Origin of the sequence: Actinosynnema pretiosum (assembly GCF_024171695.1) — a bacterium.
Lineage (GTDB): Bacteria > Actinomycetota > Actinomycetes > Mycobacteriales > Pseudonocardiaceae > Actinosynnema > Actinosynnema pretiosum.
Window position 1 is genome coordinate 234,452 of sequence record NZ_JAMTCF010000012.1, and the last position, 15,912, is coordinate 250,363.

General features: G+C 74.0%; 14 protein-coding genes. 9 read left to right on the forward strand and 5 right to left on the reverse strand.

Features of this window, described 5'->3' with window-relative positions; translation table 11 throughout:
• Positions 1-12: 12 nt before the first annotated feature.
• The 3 genes from LV78_RS24840 to ssd form a co-directional block, all read right to left on the reverse strand.
• Positions 13-1,131: a TadA family conjugal transfer-associated ATPase gene (locus LV78_RS24840; protein WP_253848030.1), complete on the reverse strand. Its 1,119-nt coding sequence runs from the start codon at positions 1,129-1,131 to the stop codon at positions 13-15.
• A 269-nt stretch (positions 1,132-1,400) separates the two neighbouring features.
• Complete coding sequence (locus LV78_RS24845) at positions 1,401-1,631, reverse strand: hypothetical protein (protein ID WP_253848031.1); 231 nt, start codon at positions 1,629-1,631, stop codon at positions 1,401-1,403.
• Between the two features lie 96 nt (positions 1,632-1,727).
• Entirely contained in the window at positions 1,728-2,789 is a 1,062-nt protein-coding gene (gene ssd / locus LV78_RS24850) for a septum site-determining protein Ssd (RefSeq protein ID WP_253848032.1), read from the reverse strand.
• A 459-nt stretch (positions 2,790-3,248) separates the two neighbouring features.
• On the opposite strand from ssd, the gene LV78_RS24855 reads away from it, so the two are divergent.
• From LV78_RS24855 to LV78_RS24885, 7 genes are all read left to right on the forward strand, one after another.
• On the forward strand, positions 3,249-4,061 hold the full coding sequence (locus LV78_RS24855) for an HAD-IB family hydrolase (RefSeq protein WP_253848033.1): 813 nt from the start codon (positions 3,249-3,251) through the stop codon (positions 4,059-4,061).
• Positions 4,062-4,635: 574 nt separating this feature from the next.
• On the forward strand, positions 4,636-6,378 hold the full coding sequence (locus LV78_RS24860; protein ID WP_253848034.1) for a glycoside hydrolase family 3 protein: 1,743 nt from the start codon (positions 4,636-4,638) through the stop codon (positions 6,376-6,378).
• Between the two features lie 627 nt (positions 6,379-7,005).
• Positions 7,006-7,203 carry a hypothetical protein gene (locus LV78_RS24865; RefSeq protein ID WP_253848035.1) on the forward strand — a complete coding sequence of 66 codons (198 nt, stop codon included), beginning with the start codon at positions 7,006-7,008 and terminating at the stop codon, positions 7,201-7,203.
• 203 nt (positions 7,204-7,406) lie between these two features.
• On the forward strand, positions 7,407-8,585 hold the full coding sequence (locus LV78_RS24870; RefSeq protein WP_372494995.1) for an exo-beta-N-acetylmuramidase NamZ family protein: 1,179 nt from the start codon (positions 7,407-7,409) through the stop codon (positions 8,583-8,585).
• A 156-nt stretch (positions 8,586-8,741) separates the two neighbouring features.
• Positions 8,742-10,706 carry a serine hydrolase domain-containing protein gene (locus LV78_RS24875; protein ID WP_253848037.1) on the forward strand — a complete coding sequence of 655 codons (1,965 nt, stop codon included), beginning with the start codon at positions 8,742-8,744 and terminating at the stop codon, positions 10,704-10,706.
• A gap of 110 nt (positions 10,707-10,816) precedes the next feature.
• Positions 10,817-11,731, forward strand: a complete 915-nt coding sequence (locus tag LV78_RS24880) for a MurR/RpiR family transcriptional regulator (RefSeq protein WP_253848038.1) — start codon at positions 10,817-10,819, stop codon at positions 11,729-11,731.
• On the forward strand, positions 11,728-12,654 hold the full coding sequence (locus tag LV78_RS24885; RefSeq protein WP_253848039.1) for an N-acetylmuramic acid 6-phosphate etherase: 927 nt from the start codon (positions 11,728-11,730) through the stop codon (positions 12,652-12,654). Before LV78_RS24880 ends, LV78_RS24885 begins: the two co-directional genes overlap by 4 nt.
• Here the strand turns inward: LV78_RS24885 and LV78_RS24890 are convergent.
• Positions 12,623-13,072, reverse strand: a complete 450-nt coding sequence (locus tag LV78_RS24890) for an Lrp/AsnC family transcriptional regulator (RefSeq protein ID WP_253848040.1) — start codon at positions 13,070-13,072, stop codon at positions 12,623-12,625. The two genes, LV78_RS24885 and LV78_RS24890, sit on opposite strands and share 32 nt — an antisense overlap.
• 106 nt (positions 13,073-13,178) lie before the next feature.
• On the opposite strand from LV78_RS24890, the gene LV78_RS24895 reads away from it, so the two are divergent.
• Positions 13,179-14,000 (forward strand): tryptophan 2,3-dioxygenase, encoded by an 822-nt coding sequence (locus LV78_RS24895; protein WP_253848041.1) that lies wholly within the window; start codon positions 13,179-13,181, stop codon positions 13,998-14,000.
• Positions 13,997-15,118 carry a kynureninase gene (kynU, locus tag LV78_RS24900; protein WP_253848042.1) on the forward strand — a complete coding sequence of 374 codons (1,122 nt, stop codon included), beginning with the start codon at positions 13,997-13,999 and terminating at the stop codon, positions 15,116-15,118. The genes LV78_RS24895 and kynU overlap by 4 nt, the downstream gene beginning before the upstream one ends.
• Here the strand turns inward: kynU and LV78_RS24905 are convergent.
• On the reverse strand, positions 15,115-15,837 hold the full coding sequence (locus tag LV78_RS24905) for a Fic family protein (protein WP_253848043.1): 723 nt from the start codon (positions 15,835-15,837) through the stop codon (positions 15,115-15,117). The two genes, kynU and LV78_RS24905, sit on opposite strands and share 4 nt — an antisense overlap.
• Positions 15,838-15,912 lie beyond the last annotated feature (75 nt).

The window sequence follows — 15,912 nt, forward strand, 5'->3', positions numbered from 1 at the left end:
ACTCCTCCCCGGTCATCGGTTCGGCTCCAGCAGCGCGCGGTTCAGCCAGCCGGTGTCGTGGCGCCAGGCGGGAACCACGCGGAGGTCGCCCTCCCCGCGCTCGAGCACGCCGATCTCCACCAGGCGGCGCCCCTCCGGGGTCCTGCGGACGTGCAGGACGGCTCGGAGGGCCGCGAGGACCTGGCTGTGCAGCGCCACCCGGTCGAGACCGCCGAGCGCGGCCAGCGCTTCCAGCCGGGCGGGGACCTCGGCCGGGGAGTTCGCGTGCAGGGTGCCCGCACCGCCCTCGTGGCCGGTGTTCAGCGCGCTGAGCAGGTCGCAGACCTCGGCGCCGCGCACCTCCCCGACCACGATGCGGTCCGGGCGCATCCGCAGCGCCTGGCGGACCAGGTCCCGGACGGTCACCTCGCCCGCGCCCTCCACGTTCGCCGCCCGCGCCACCAGGCGGACCACCTGCGGGTGGTCGGGTTCCAGCTCGCCCGCGTCCTCCACGCACACCACCCGCTGGTCGTGCGGGACGCAGCCGAGCAGCGCGGCCAGCAGGGTGGTCTTGCCCGACCCCGTCCCGCCCACCACCAGGAACGCGGTGCGGGAGCGGACCAGGGCGCGCAGGGCGTCGGCCACCTCCGCGCTGAACGCGCCCCTCGCCCGCAGCTCAGCCAGGTCGTGCGTCGCCGGGCGCAGGACGCGCAGGGACAGGCAGGTGTGCCGGGTGATCGGGGGCAGCACGGCGTGCAGCCGGACCGAGCCGGGCAACCAGCCGTCCACGTGCGGCACCGCCTCGTCCAAGCGCCTGCCCGCCGCCACGGCCAGCCGCTGGGCGAGCCTGCGGACCGCCCGCTCGTCGGGGAACACCACGTCGGTGCGGCGCAGGCCGTCCTCGCCGTCGACCCACACCTGGTCGGGGGCGGTGACCAGCACGTCCGTCGTGCCGGGCGCGCGCAGCAGCGGTTCGAGGAGACCGGCGCCCGCGAACTCGCGGCCCAGCTCGGACATCGCGCGCAGGACCTCCTCGTCGCCGAGCACCCCGCCCGCCTCGCCGCGCACCGCCGCCGCGACGGCGGACGGGGTCAGCTCGGCCCGGCCCTCGGCGAGCCTGCGGCGGACCCGCTCCACCAGATCAGCGCCCACGACGGCCTCCCCCCGCTCGGAGCGCGGGCGGAAAAACCACCCGTTCGAGGAATCCGCGCACCGATCGTGGAATCCAACCGCTGAGGAAATAAGGGTGCGCGGCCGTGAACGCGGGACATTCGCGCGACGCGGGACGCACGTGCGCCGCCATACCCGCGTCCCCACAAACCGAGGAATGACGCGGCGAGCCGGCTCGCGTGGAACCACCGCGCGCAGAACGGCACGACGCCGAACCGCTCGACGGCGAATGACGCGGACCCGAGGCGCCCTCACCCGTCAGGCAGCAGGAAACCGAACCGCCCTTCGCCGAATGACCCGGAATCGGACAGCACAGCCTCGAACAGCACCGCAGTGAACCTCCCAACGCCCGACAGCGCGGCGACGAGCCGTCCGATGCCGAACGGGTCGCCGGAGAACCGCTCGGCGGGAAGCCGCTCGGCAGCGAATCCTCGGACGGGCGGGTAGCCCACCCAGGGCCGTGCGCCGCCCCGGAACAGCACCGGCCGCCACCCCGCCGGTCCAGCGGCGCGGCCGGACGGCAGCGGTGCAGGATCTCCACCCGGATGAGCAGCGCGTTCACCCGGTCAGGCGCACGATCAGCCCGCACGGAGCACCTCCAGGACCCTGGTCGCCGCCTTCGCGAGTGGGCCTCGGGTCGACGTCGGGAAGCGGCCCCGGTCCAGGGTCGTGGCCAGTTGGCGCTGACCGCGCATCCTGGCCAGCAGCGGCACGCCCACCGCCGCCGCCACCTCCTGGGCGCTCAGGCCGCCGGAAGCGCGCACCCGCACGAGCGCTCGGGTGCGCGCGCCCCGCTCGGCCAGCCTGCGGGCCACGCCCAGGGCAGCCGCGCAGGCGCGCACCTCGGCGGGCACCACGAGCACGGCGAGGTCGGCGCGGTCCAGGGCAGCGTCGGCCGCCGGGGTCCGCTGGCGGGGCAGGTCGCACACCACCACCTGCCCCGACCTGCGGCCCGCCTCGACCACGGACGCCACCGCGCCCGCGCCCGGCCCCTCGCCGTCCCGACCGCAGGACAGCACCCGCACCCCGCCGCACGCGGGGAGCACCTGGCGCAGCGCCGCCGCCGGGACCCGGCCGGACAGGTCGAGGTCGGACCAGCGCATCCCCGCGCTGGTCTCGGCGCCCAGCGCCAGGTCGAGGCCGCCGCCCAGCGGGTCGCAGTCGACCAGCAGGGACGGGCCGCCCGAGGCGGCGACGGCCCTGGCCACGGCAGCCGCGAGCACCGACGCGCCCGCACCGCCCCGACCGCCGAGCACGGCCAGCACCCGCCCGGCCTCCGGGGCCGCCTCGGTCACGTCCCGCAGGAGCGCGACCAACCCGGCGTCCGGCGCCACCGCCCGCTCCACGCCCAGTTCGACGGCCCGAGGCCAGGTCGGCTCGCCCGGTGGACCGGTCGACACCAGCAGGACCCCCGGCCTACGCGGCAGCCCAGCCTCGGCGCACGCCACCACCGCCCGCTCGTCCAGCAGCACGACGGGCGCGTCGTGCCACCGGCCGCGCAGGGCGGTCACGTCCACCACCCGCTCCAGCTCACACTCGGCGACGGCAGCCAGCCGCAGCACCTCGTCCAGCAGCTCCGCCCCGTCCACCAGGACCACCGATCGCCCCACGTCCCGCTCCTCGCGCTCGTCAAAGCCCACGTGGAGAACGGTCGTCCCGCGTGAGCAAGGACACAACGGGTGCATGATCAATATGTGGACAACCGGACGACCTGTGGAGAACTCACGCGGCTCAACAGCCAGAAAAGCCGTCGGGGTGTACCGCGACGCGGACGCGCGAGCGCGCGCGGCGGAAGTCCCGAGAGGGGCGGGGAAGCGGGGCGGTGATCAGGTTCGCGGAGGCGGGCACCTGACCCCGGACATGGGACGACCCCCGCCAGGGGGGAGGGACGGGGGTCGTCATTGGTTCAGTCCCGGGGGGTCGGACTGAACCTGTCCGGTCGAGCCGGACCGCTCTACTGTATCCCCACAGACGTCAGTCATGCGTGTCTTCCGATAGAGGGACGCAGAAATTTCGGGAGACCGCACCACACTCGGTTCGTAAAACGCCGAACAGCCGCCTCCATTCGGCGGCGGTCGACCACCCCTAAGCTGGTCCCCGTGACCGATCCAGCCGCCGAGGGCACCCGAGTCGCCGCGTTCTTCGACCTGGACAAGACCGTCATCGCCAAGTCGAGCACGCTCGCGTTCAGCAGGCCCTTCTTCCAGGAGGGCTTGATCAACCGCAGGGCGGTGCTCAAGAGCGCCTACGCGCAGTTCGTCTTCATGCTCGCGGGCGCCGACGACGACCAGATGGACCGGATGCGCTCCCACATCACCGCCCTGTGCTCGGGCTGGGACGTGGAGCAGGTTCGCTCGATCGTGGAGGAGACGCTGCACGACATCGTCGACCCGCTCGTCTACAAGGAGGCGACCCAGCTCATCGCCGACCACAAGGCGCAGGGCCACGACGTGGTCGTGGTGTCCGCGTCGGGCGAGGAGCTGGTGTCCCCGATCGCCGAGATGGTCGGCGCCGACCTGAGCGTGGGCACCCGGATGGTGACGTCATCCGGCCGGTACTCCGGCGAGGTGGACTTCTACTGCGCGGGCGAGAACAAGGCCGTCATGGTCAAGCAGCTCGCCGCGGAGCGCGGCTACGACCTGGAGCGCTGCCACGCCTACTCGGACTCGGTGAGCGACCTGCCGCTGCTGGAGGCGGTCGGGAACCCGACGGCGGTCAACCCGGACCGGGCGCTGCGCAAGGCCGCGACCCAGCGCGGGTGGCCGGTGCTGGCGTTCACCGACCCGGTGTCGCTGCGGGCGCGCATCCCCCGGCCGTCGGGCGCGGCGGTGGCGGTGACCGCGATCGGGCTGGGCGCGACGGTCGCCGCGGGCGCCGCCTGGTACGGGCTGCGCCGGAGGCGGCGGAGCTGATCCGCACTACCCGGCGCCCGCGCCGAAGTCGACCGGACACGCTCCGCGTCTGGAGCGGTGCACCCCATCGAGCCCTTGATGTGACGGCCGACACGCACTAGAAAGGAAGTGCGGACCTCGGGTCGGCCAGGGGTGGGGCGGAAGAGAAGCCCTGCTCACCCCGACAGAGCTCCGTGCGCGGACTTCGAGCACCCACGCGCAGCACGCCGCGGGAGGCTTGTCGTCTAGGGCCTGCGTACCGGGACGCCGGACGCCGAGGACCAGGGTGATACGACACGAGTTGCACGCTTGGTAACTCGACAGCCCGCGCCGTTGAGCGGGACCCCGTGCTGGAGCACGGGGTCCCGCTTTTTTGTGCGCTTCGGCCCCCGCGGGGACGGCCCCGAGGGCGGTTCAGCGGGCTGCCCGGCACGAAGTTCACCCGAACGTGGCGACCTCGGGGGACTCCCGAACGACCGGTCCGCGGCCGGACGATGGTCACGCAACGCGATCCGTTGACCCACCTCCGTGACGTGGGTAACTTCCGAGACATGTGAGCTAAGCCGTGGGAGATTTCCGAAGTGGGGAGGCCACCGTGCACCGCCTCAGCCGCACCCTCCTGACCGCCGCCGTGGTCGCGTCGTCGACCGCGGCCCTCCCGAGCGCGCACGCCGCGCGCCCCGAGCCGCCCGCGCCGCAGTCGGTGACCTCGCTGGTGCGCGGCATGTCGCTGGAGGAGAAGGTCGGCCAGCTGTTCGTCACCTACGTGCACGGGCAGTCCGCCGACGAGGTCCACCCCGGCAACCGGCGGGACTTCGGCGTCGACACCCCGGCGCAGGTGGTGGCCAGGTACCGCCCCGGTGGCGTCATCTACTTCAACAACACCAGCTACGACAACATCGACACGCCCGCGCAGATCGCCGCGCTGTCGAACGGCCTGCAGCACGCCTCGCGCGTCCCGCTGACCATCTCCACCGACCAGGAGATGGGCATCGTGACCAGGATCGGGCCGCCGCTGACCCAGTTCCCCGGCAGCATGGCGCTGGGCGCGGGCCGGGACGAGCGGGCGGCCGAGCGGGCGGCGTCGGTGACCGCGCGCGAGCTGCGGGCGCTGGGCATCACGCAGAACTTCGCGCCGGACGCGGACGTGAACTCCAACCCGGCGAACCCGGTGATCGGGGTGCGCTCCTTCTCCTCGGACCCGGACCTGGCGGCGGCGATGGTGGCGGCGCAGGTGCGCGGCTACCAGCAGCGGCACCTGGCGCGGACGGCGGTGTCGGCGGCGGCCAAGCACTTCCCCGGCCACGGCGACACGGCCGACGACAGCCACACCAGCCTGCCGACCGTGGACCGCACGGTGGAGCAGTGGCGCGAGGTGGACGCGAAGCCGTTCCGGGCGGCGATCGCGGCGGGCGTCGACTCGATCATGACCGCGCACATCCGGATGCCCGCGATCGACCCGTCCGGGGAGCCCGCGACGTTGTCCGAGCCGGTGGTGACCGGGTTGCTGCGCGAGGAGCTGGGCTACGACGGCGTGGTGATCACCGACTCGCTGGCGATGGCGGGCGTGCGGCAGCTGCACACCGACGCGGAGATCCCGGTGCTGGCGCTCAAGGCCGGGGTCGACCAGCTGCTCATGCCGGTGAAGCTGGGCGAGGCGATCGACGCCGTGGTGGCGGCGGTGCGCGCGGGCGAGCTGTCGGAGCGGCGGATCGACCAGAGCGTGCTGCGGGTGCTGCGGATGAAGTTCCTGCGCGGCGCGCTGCCGGTGTGGCCGGTGCCGCCGAACCCGGTGGTCGGCACGCCGGACCGGCTCGCGCAGGCGCAGGAGGTGGCGGACCGGGCGGTGACGCTGGTGCGGGACGACGCGGGCGTGGTGCGGGCCGGGCGGGTGCCGGGATCGGTGCTGGTGACGGGCTGGGGCGAGGCGTCGACGGGGGCGCTGGCCGAGCGGCTGCGGGCGCGCGGGGCGACGGCGCAGGTCGTGGTGACCGGGTCGGCGCCGAACGAGCAGCAGATCGCCTCGTCGGTGGCCGCGGCGGGCGGGGTGGACTCGGTGGTGGTGCTGACCAACGCGCTGTCCAGGCAGCCCGCGCAGCGCGCGCTGGTGGACCGGCTGGTCGCGAGCGGGAAGCCGGTGGTGGCGGTCGCGGTGCAGAACCCGTACGACGTGGCGCACTCGAACGCGCGGGCGTGGCTGGCGACCTACTCGTACGGCGCGGTGTCGATGGAGTCGGTGGCACGGGTGCTGAGCGGGGAAGTCCGGCCGGTCGGGCGACTCCCGGTGGACGTGCCGGGGCCGGTGGCTTACCCGTTAGGCCACGGGCTGAGCTGGTGAACGGGCCGGTGGCGCTGGCGGGCGGAGCACGGCGGTGCTGGCGGGCGGAGCACGGCGGTGCTGGCGGGCGGAGCACGGCGGTGCTGGCGGGCGGAGCACGGCGGTGCTGGCGGGCCGGCGGGCTGGCGGGCTGGCGGGCTGGCGGGCTGGCGGGCTGGCGGGCTGAGCGTGGCGGTGCCGAAGGGCGAAGTCCGATGGCGCTGGTGAGCGGAGCACGCCAGCGCTGACGGGCGAGGTCCGGTGGCGCCGATGGCAGGGCACGGCAGTGCTGGCGGGTAGGAGCCGATGGCGCTGGCAGTGGAACACGACAGTGCTGGTGAGTGGGTTCGGCGGCGTTGATGGCGAAACACACCAGTGCTGACGGGTGAAGTCTGGCGGCGCTGGTGACTGGGATCCGGCAGCACTGGTAGCGGAACACGGCAGCGCTGGCAGGTGGGCCCGGCAGCACTGGTGGCGAAATACGGAAGTACTGGTGAGCGAGTCTGGCGGCGCTGGCGGCGGAACGCAGCAGCACGGTGAACAGGAGTCGACAGCGCTGGTGAGCGGATTCGGCGACGTTGGCGAGCAGGGTCAGGTAGCGCTGGCGGCGGAACGCAGCAGCACGGTGAACAGGAGTCGACAGCGCTGGTGAGCGGATTCGGCGGCGTTGGCGAGCAGGGTCAGGTAGCGCTGGCGGCGGAACGCAGCAGCGCTAGTGGGCAGGGGCCGGTGGCCGTGGCGGCGCAGCACGGCAGCACGGTGAGTAGTGGTCGACCGCTGCTGACCGCTGTCGACAGCGGCGGTGGGCAGGGTTCGGTGGTGCTGGTGAGCGGGGTCCGGCGGTGAGCTGAGGGGGACTCGTGGAGCGGAGGCGCTTCCTGGCCGCCGGTGCGGTTGGGGTGGGCACGGCGGTGTTCGGCGGGGCTGCGTCGAGTGGGGCGGTCGCGGAACCGGGTGGGGGTGGGCCGGGTGGCGCGGGCCTTGGCGGAGCAGGTCAGGGTGGTGTGGGGCGCGACGGCGTCGACCAGGGCGCTGTTGATCTTGATGCCGTGGATCAGGGCGACACCGGGCTGGGTGGTCCGGTGCGCACGGGGGCGGAGCAGCTCGCTGAGCGCGGGTGGCGGGAGTTGGGCGGGGCGCGGGTCGGGGTGTTGACCAATCCGACCGGGGTTCTGCTCGACCAGACGCACGTCGTGGACTCGATGGTCGCGGCGGGTGTGTCGCCGGTGGCCGTGTTCGGGCCCGAGCACGGGTTTCGGGGGACCGCTCAGGCCGGTGGGTCCGAGGGGGACTTCCTCGACCCGCGCACGAACATCCCGGTGTACGACGCGTACGGCGCGGACGCGGTGAAGCTCGCCGGACTGTTCACCAAGGCCCGCGTCGAGCACGTGGTGTTCGACATCGCCGACATCGGCGCCCGGTTCTACACCTACATCTGGTCCCTGTACACGGCGATGCAGGCGGCGGCTCGAACCGGTGCGCGGTTCACCGTGCTCGACCGCCCCAACCCGGTCGGTGGTGAGGCGCGCGGGCCGCAACTCGACCCGGCTTACGCGACCGGGGTGGGGCGCAAGCCGATCGTGCAGCAGCACGGCATGACCGTGGGTGAGCTGGCCGGGTTCTTCAACGCCGAGTTCCTGCCGTCGGACGGCGGCCCGGTGGCGGACCTGCGGGTGGTCGAGGTGCGCGGGTGGCGCAGGTCGCGGTTGGACACCGGGCTGCCGTGGGTGCCGCCCAGTCCGAACGTGCCGACCCGCGACACCGCGCTCGTCTACCCCGGAACCTGCCTGTTCGAGGGCCTGGTCTTCTCCGAGGGACGGGGCACGACCCGGCCGTTCGAGACGATCGGCGCGCCAGGACTGGACTGGCGCTGGGCCGAGGACCTGAACGCGCGCGGCCTGCCCGGGGTGCGGTTCCGGGAGGCGCACTTCACGCCGTGGTTCGGCAAGTTCGTGGGCACCGCGTGCGCCGGGGTCGCGCTCCAGGTCACCGACCCGGTCGGGTTCGACGCGATCCGCACCGCCGTGGAGATGATCGTGGTGGCCCGCTCGCGCTACCCGGCCGCGTTCGCCTGGCGGTCGGACAACTGGATCGACAAGCTCAGCGGCTCGGACCGGTTGCGCCGGATGGTCGACGCGGGCGCGGGGGCCGACGAGATCGTGGGCGCCTGGTCCGCCGAGCTGTCCGCGTTCCGCGCGAAGCGCCGCCGCCACCTGCGCTACCGGTAGAAGGGACCCGCGATGCGCCTGCCCGCACTGCCGACCGCATCGGCGACAGCACCAGCGACAGCACCGACGACCGCGCCAGCGACCGCGCCGCACCTGACCGCCTCGCCCATCACGACCACAACGGCGACCGCGCGGCGCCTGTCCAACAAGTTGATCATGGCCGCACGACGCCTGTCCGCCCTGCTGATCACGACCACGCTGCGCCTGCCCACCTTGCTGGCCACAACCGCGCTGCGCTTGCCAGCCTTGTTGGCCACAACCGTGCTGCGCTTGCCCGCCGTGTTGACCATCGCGCTACGCCTGCCCAACCTGCGGACCACGAGCACGACCGCGACCACAACCGCGCCCCCGACAGCGACCGCGACGCGCCTGCCCACCTTGCTGACCACGATCGCGACGCGCCTGTCCGCCCCGCTCGCCACCACCCCGCTGCGTCTGCCCGCCCCACTCGCCACCACCTCGCTCGCCACCACCCCGCTGCGCCTGTCCGCCCTGCTCGCCACGACCGCGCTGCTGTTGGGCACCCTGGCCCCGGTGAGCGCCGAGACCGCACCGCGTGCCCGGTTCGACCAGCCGAGGCCGGGGTTCGCCCCGGTCGGGACGGTGCTGCGTCCCGGCTCGCCCGAGCGCGCGGGCCTTGACCCGGTCCCGCTGGACCGGGCGTTGGCGGCCGTCCGCGATCACACGACCGGTGCGGCCCCGCTGTTCCCCGGCGCGGTCACCCTGCTGGCGCACGACGGGGTGATCGCGAAGCACGAGGCCGTCGGCTGGGCGGTTCGGAGCTCGGGCGCGACGACCGAGCTGCCGGAGGCCGACCGGGTTCCGATGAGTCCGGACACGATCTTCGACCTGGCCTCGATCTCGAAGTTGTTCACCGCGATCGCGGTGGTGCGGCAGGCGGAGCTGGGGCGGGTGCGGATCGATCGGCCGGTGGCCGAGCACCTGCCGGAGTTCGGCGTGGCGGGCAAGGGCGCGATCACCGTCCGGCAGCTGCTCACGCACACCTCGGGCCTGGCCGCGTGGCTGCCGCTGTGGTCGGGCTGGCCGGACCGCGACTCGCGGATCAAGGCGGTCATGGACGTCGCCCCGACTAGTCCGCCCGGCACGGCCTACCGGTACTCGGACCTGAACCTGATCGCGCTGGGCGTGCTGGTGGAACGGGTGTCGGGCCTGCCGCTGGACGCCGTGGTGCGCGAGACGATCACCGAGCCGCTCGGCCTGGTCGACACCGGTTACAACCCGCCGCCGGAGAAGCTGGGCAGGATCGCCGCGACCGAGTTCCAGTCGTCCCCGCCGCGCGGGATCGTCCGGGGCTCGGTGCACGACGAGAACGCCTGGTCGCTGGGCGGGGTCGCCGGGCACGCGGGCGTGTTCTCCACGGCGCGGGAGCTGGCCGTGCTCGCCCAGGCGGTCCTGAACGGCGGGACCTACGGCGGCAGGCGCATCCTCAGCGAGGAGTCGGTGACCGGGATGCTCACCAACCTGACCCCGGAGTTCCCCGGCAACGCGCACGGCCTCGGCTTCGAGCTGGACACCCGCTGGTACATGGGCGCGCTGTCCGCCCCGCGCACGGCGGGGCACACCGGGTTCACCGGCACCACGATGGTGCTGGACCCGGCGTCCCGGTCGATCGCGCTGCTGCTGACCAACCGGGTGCACCCGAGCCGCGACCGGGGGTCGATCAACCCGGCCCGTCGAACCGTGGCGTCCGGGCTGGCCGAGGCGCTGGCGGTGGGGCCGGTGCGCGGGCGCTCGGCGTGGCGCGGCGATCCGGGTGGGGTGCTGGCCACGAAGACCCTGCCCGAGGGCCCGAAAGCGCTGCGGTTCAGCGCGTTCACCGACCTGGACGCGGGCGAGTCGGTCACCGTGCAGGAGTTCGACGGCGTGGCCTGGCGGGACCTGCGGGTGTTCACCGGGGCGAGCTCGCGCTCCTGGGAGCGGGTGGAGCTGCCGATGACCGGGACGGCCGCGCGCTGGGTGCGGTCGGGCGCCGGCGCGAACGGCGCGCGGGGCGGGTACGTGGACGCGATCGAGGTGGTCGCGGGTCACCGGGTGCTGCTGGACGGCGAGCGCGGCACGGGCGAGGTGACCGCCTCCGGGTGGCGCGCGGTGGACCGTTAGTAACGGAAACGGCTTCCCGCCGACAAGGTGGGGTGAAGGGGTCGTGTCGATCAGGGCGGTTACCCGCAACTTGCGTTGACCGCCCGTGATGCGGTTAGTAAGTTTCCCACGTGTCCACCGAGAACACCGACGCCAGTCCACTCGTGAAGATCCGCTCCCTGCTCCCCGGTCTGGCCAGGGCGGAGCAGCGGGTGGCCAAGGTCGTGCTGGACCACCCGGCGACCGTGGCGCACCGCAGCATCACCGAGGTGGCCGAGGCCGCGGGCACCAGCGAGACCACCGTGACGCGGTTCTGCAAGGCCATCGGCGTCGGCGGCTACCCGGAGCTGCGGATCGCGCTGGCCGCCGACACCGCGCGCACCGCCGCCCGCACTGACCGGGACCTCGGCGGCGACATCGGTCCCGGCGACGACCTGCGGCAGGTGGTCGGCAAGGTGGCGTTCGCGGACGCCCGCGCCGTGGAGGAGACCGCCGAGCAGCTGAACGTGGAGACCCTGCAGGCCGTGGTGGACGCGGTCGCGGGCGCGGGCCGGGTCGACGTCTACGGCTTCGGCGCCAGCGCGTTCGTCGCCTTCGACCTCCAGCAGAAGCTGCACCGCATCGGCCGCACCTGCTTCGCCTGGAACGACACGCACATCGCGCTCACCTCGGCCGCCGTGCTGACCGGCGCCGACGTGGCGGTGGGCATCTCGCACACCGGCTCGACCACCGAGACCGTGGAGGCGCTGCGGGTGGCGCGCGAGCGCGGCGCGACGACGGTGGCGCTGACGAACTTCCCGCGCTCCCCCATCAGCGAGGTCGCCGACCACGTGCTGACCACGGCGGCCCGCGAGACCACGTTCCGCTCGGGCGCGATGGCCAGCCGCATCGCCCAGCTGACCGTGGTCGACTGCCTGTTCATCGGGGTGGCGCAGCACCACGTGGAGAGCGCGACGAGCGCGCTGGAGGCGACCTACGACGCGGTCGCCGGACACCGGCTGGGGGCCCGGCCGGACGGCAGGCGGCGGCGGGAGGCCGGGAAATGACCGTGCGGGGCGACGTGGTGCGGGTGGAGTCCCCGACCGAGGCGCGCAACCCGCGCACCGGGGAGATCGACCGGATGTCCACCCTGGACGTCCTGCGGATGATCAACTCCGAGGACCGGGGCGTCCCGGACGCCGTCGCCGCCGTGCTGCCCGAGCTGGCCCGCGCGGCCGACCTCGCGGTGGCCGCGCTGCGCGGCGGCGGCCGGGTGCACTACGTGGGCGCGGGCACGTCCGGCAGGCTCGCCACGCTGGACGCGGCCGAGCTGCCGCCCACGTTCAACACCCCGCCGGACTGGTTCGTGGCCCACCACGCGGGCGGCGCGGAGGCGCTGGTGCGGGCGGTGGAGAACGCCGAGGACCAGGCGGCCACGGGCGCCGAGCGCATCCGCGCGCACGCCGAGCCGGGCGACCTGGTGCTGGGGGTGACCGCGTCCGGCCGCACCCCGTTCGTGCTCGGCGCGCTGGCCGCGGCCCACGAGCTGGGCGCCCGCACCGCGCTGGTGTCGAACAACCCCAGCGCGCCGCCCGCCCCGGTGGACGTGCTGATCACCGTGGACACCGGCCCGGAGGCGATCGCCGGGTCGACCAGGATGAAGGCGGGCAGCGCGCAGAAGCTGGTGCTGACCGCGTTCTCCACGGCGGTGATGGTGCGGATGGGCCGCACCTACTCGAACCTGATGGTGTCGGTGCGGGCCACGAACGCGAAGCTGCGCGGCCGGACCGTGCGCATCCTGAGCGAGGCGACGGGCCTGGGCGAGCGGGAGTGCACCGACGCGCTCACCGCGTCCGGCGACGACCTGAAGGTCGCGCTGGTGCACCTGCTGTCCGGCTCACCCGCGCCGGACGCGGCCGAGGCGCTGACGGCGACCGGCGGGCACGTGCGGCAGGCGCTCACCCGGCTGTCAGCGGGCGCCACGGGATAGGCGTCGACAGCACCATCGCGCTGGACGTCTCGCCGTGGCCGCCCAGCCGCACCAGCAACCGCTCCAGCTCGCTGACCGAGGTCGTGACGACCTTGACCACCGAGCAGATGTCCCCGGTCAGCCGCACCACCTCCACCACCTCGGGGCAGTCGTCGAGCAGCTCGGGGTGCACGGTGATGCACCGGGGGCCATAGCACTTCATCCGCACCAGGGCGATCACCGAGCGGCCGACCGCCGTCGGGTCGACCACCGCGTGGTAGCCGGTGATCACGCCCGCGTTCTCCAGCCTGCGCACCCGCTGCGCCACCGTCGGCGGGGACACGCCGACCTTGCGGGCCAGCTCGTTGTAGGACAGCCGGGCGTCGGCCTGGAGGGCTTCGATCAGGGCCCAGTCGACCGGGTCGAGGTCCGTTCTCACGAACGACAAGCTAGCGCGCCGAACGCTTTCCGAACCTGAGAAGAAACCCGTTCGGAGCACGTCGACGCCCATTCCGGGCGAGGCGGAACCGCCCCATCATTGACGCATGGAACAGGTGTGCCCGGTCGCCCCGAAGCTGGACTTCGGCGGGACCACGCCGTACGAGGACTACGTGCGCGCCTCCGTCCTGCACACGCTGCAGCGGCAGGCCTCCGACGACCCGCGCGAGATGTCCTTCCTGGTGACGACCCAGGTGATGGAGCTGTACTTCGGCCTGCTGTGCTTCGAGTGGCGGCAGGCGCAGAAGGAGCTGCGGGCCGACGACGTGACTGCGGCGGTGCGCACGCTGCGCCGCAGCGAGCTGCACATGCAGGCGCTGAACGCGGCGTGGCGGCCGATCGCCCGGATGACGCCGGGCGAGTTCAACTCGTTCCGGGACGCGCTCGGCGAGGGCTCGGGCTTCCAGTCCGGCCGCTACCGCGAGGTGGAGTTCCTGCTGGGCGAGAAGTCCCGGTCGATGCTGGTGCCGCACCGGTCGGTGCCCGCGCAGCACGACGCGCTGGAGGCGCTGCTGAGCGAGCCGAGCCTGTACGACGACGTGCTCGCGGCGCTGCACCGGCGCGGGCTGGACGTGCCGGACGAGCTGCTCAAGCGCGACTTCGCCGAGGCGCACACCCCGGACGAGCGGGTCGAGGCGGTGTGGGCGCACGTCTACCGGGAGGGTCCGAGGGACCTGCTGGAGCTGGGCGAGGCGCTGACCGACGTGGCCGAGGAGTTCTCCCGCTGGCGGCACGACCACCTGCTCGCGACGCGGCGCTCGATGGGGTCCAAGGTGGGCACCGGCGGGTCGGCGGGCGTGGCGTGGCTGGAGAAGCGCGTGCGCCGGGCCGTGTTCCCGGAGCTGTGGACCGCGAGGAGCTACGTGTGACCGATCCGCTCGCCCACGTCAGGGAGCTGTTCGACCTGGCCGACGACGTGGTGTACCTGGACGGCAACTCGCTGGGCGCGCCGCCGAAGGCGGTGGCCGAGCGGCTGGACGACGTGGTCCGCAGGCAGTGGGGCCGCAGGCTGATCCGCTCCTGGTCGGAGGGCTGGTGGGAGGCCCCGCAGCGGATCGGCGACCGGATCGGGCGGCTCGTGGGGGCCGCGCCGGGCCAGGTCGTGGTGGGCGACTCGACCAGCGTGAACCTGTTCAAGGCGCTGGTGGGGGCGGTGCGCGGCACCGACCGGTCCGAGATCGTGGTGGACGCGGGCACGTTCCCGACCGACGGCTACATCGCCGCGTCGGCGGCCGAGCTGACCGGCCTGTCGCTGCGCCCGGCCGACCCGGACGACCTGCGGCTGGACGAGCGCACGGCGGTGGTGCTGCTCAACCACGTCGACTACCGGACCGGGCGGCTGCTGGACATGGCGGCGCTGACCGCGCGGGCGCACGAGGTGGGCGCGAAGGTCGTCTGGGACCTGTGCCACAGCGTCGGCGTGCTGCCGATCGAGCTGGACGCGCTGGGCGTGGACCTGGCGGTGGGCTGCACGTACAAGTTCCTCAACGGCGGCCCCGGCTCACCGGCGTTCCTGTACGTGCCGAGCGCGGCGCAGCCGGGGTTCCGGCAGCCGCTGACCGGCTGGACCGGGCACCGGGAGCCGTTCGCGATGGCCGCCGAGTACACCCCGGACGCCGGGATCGCGCGGGCGCGGGCGGGCACGCCGGACATCCTGTCGATGCTGGCCCTGGACGCCGCGCTGGACGTGTGGGACGGGGTGTCGCTGGCCGACGTGCGGGCCAGGGGGCTGGCGCTGACCGCGCGGTTCATGGAGCTCACGCGGGACCTGCCGGGCGTCGAGGTGCTCACGCCCGCCGACGGGCGGCGCGGCCACCAGGTGTCGCTGCGGCACCCGGAGGCGGCGCGGTTGATGGCCGAGCTGATCGCGGGCGGGGTGATCGGCGACCACCGGCCGCCGGACGTGCTGCGGTTCGGGTTCGCGCCGCTGTACAACACGTTCGACGAGGCGGAGCGCGCCGCGAAGGCCCTGCGCGACCTGCTCTAGGCGGCGGCGTCCGCGATGCCCTGCGCCTCGCGGGCGCCCGCTTCCAGCGCGGCGCAGCTGAAGGTGATCCACCGGGCGACGCCATCGGGCTCGCCGGTGGAGAACCCGTGCAGGGCCGCGTCGTACTCGGCGCGCCTGCGCAGGCACCACACCTCGGGCACGCCCAGGCTCTTCGGGTCGAGCCCGGTCGCGATGGAGGCCAGCCGGGACGCCGCGCGGGCGACCACGCCGTTCGCGGTGTCGAACGGGGTCAGGGCCATCAGCTCGCCGTGCACCACGGCCACCACGAGCGGGCCGGGGGCGGACGTGCCGCCGGTGACCAGGCCGGCCAGCAGGTCGAGCCGCTCGGCGACGCCGGGCACGAGCCTTGGCCTGCCCAGCTCGGCCCCCAGGTCGGCGGCGGCGAGCACGTGCAGCTTGGCCAGCGCCTGGAGCGGGGCGCGCTGCCAGGTCGGGAACACCACGCCCAGCGACTCGGCGACGCGCAGCGCGCCCGCGAGCACCGGGTCGGTGACCTCGCCGTCCTCGGGGATGGCGGTGGCGCCGCCGTCGAGCGCGGCGGACGCCCTGGCCGCGCGCACCGAGGCCTCGGCCGCCGTGGTGGCCCAGCCGCGCAGGTTGACGCGGTGCCGGTGCACCCGGAACACGGCGTCGCGGGCGGAGGCGACCGCGTCGGCGACGCCGGGCAGGTCCAGCAGCGGAGCGAGCGGATCGGTCACGCCGGGTACGGTACCCGCCGATAAGTGGCCCCCTGGACTTTCTCCCGGAGTGGTCGTTCTAGAAGTCCACATGTC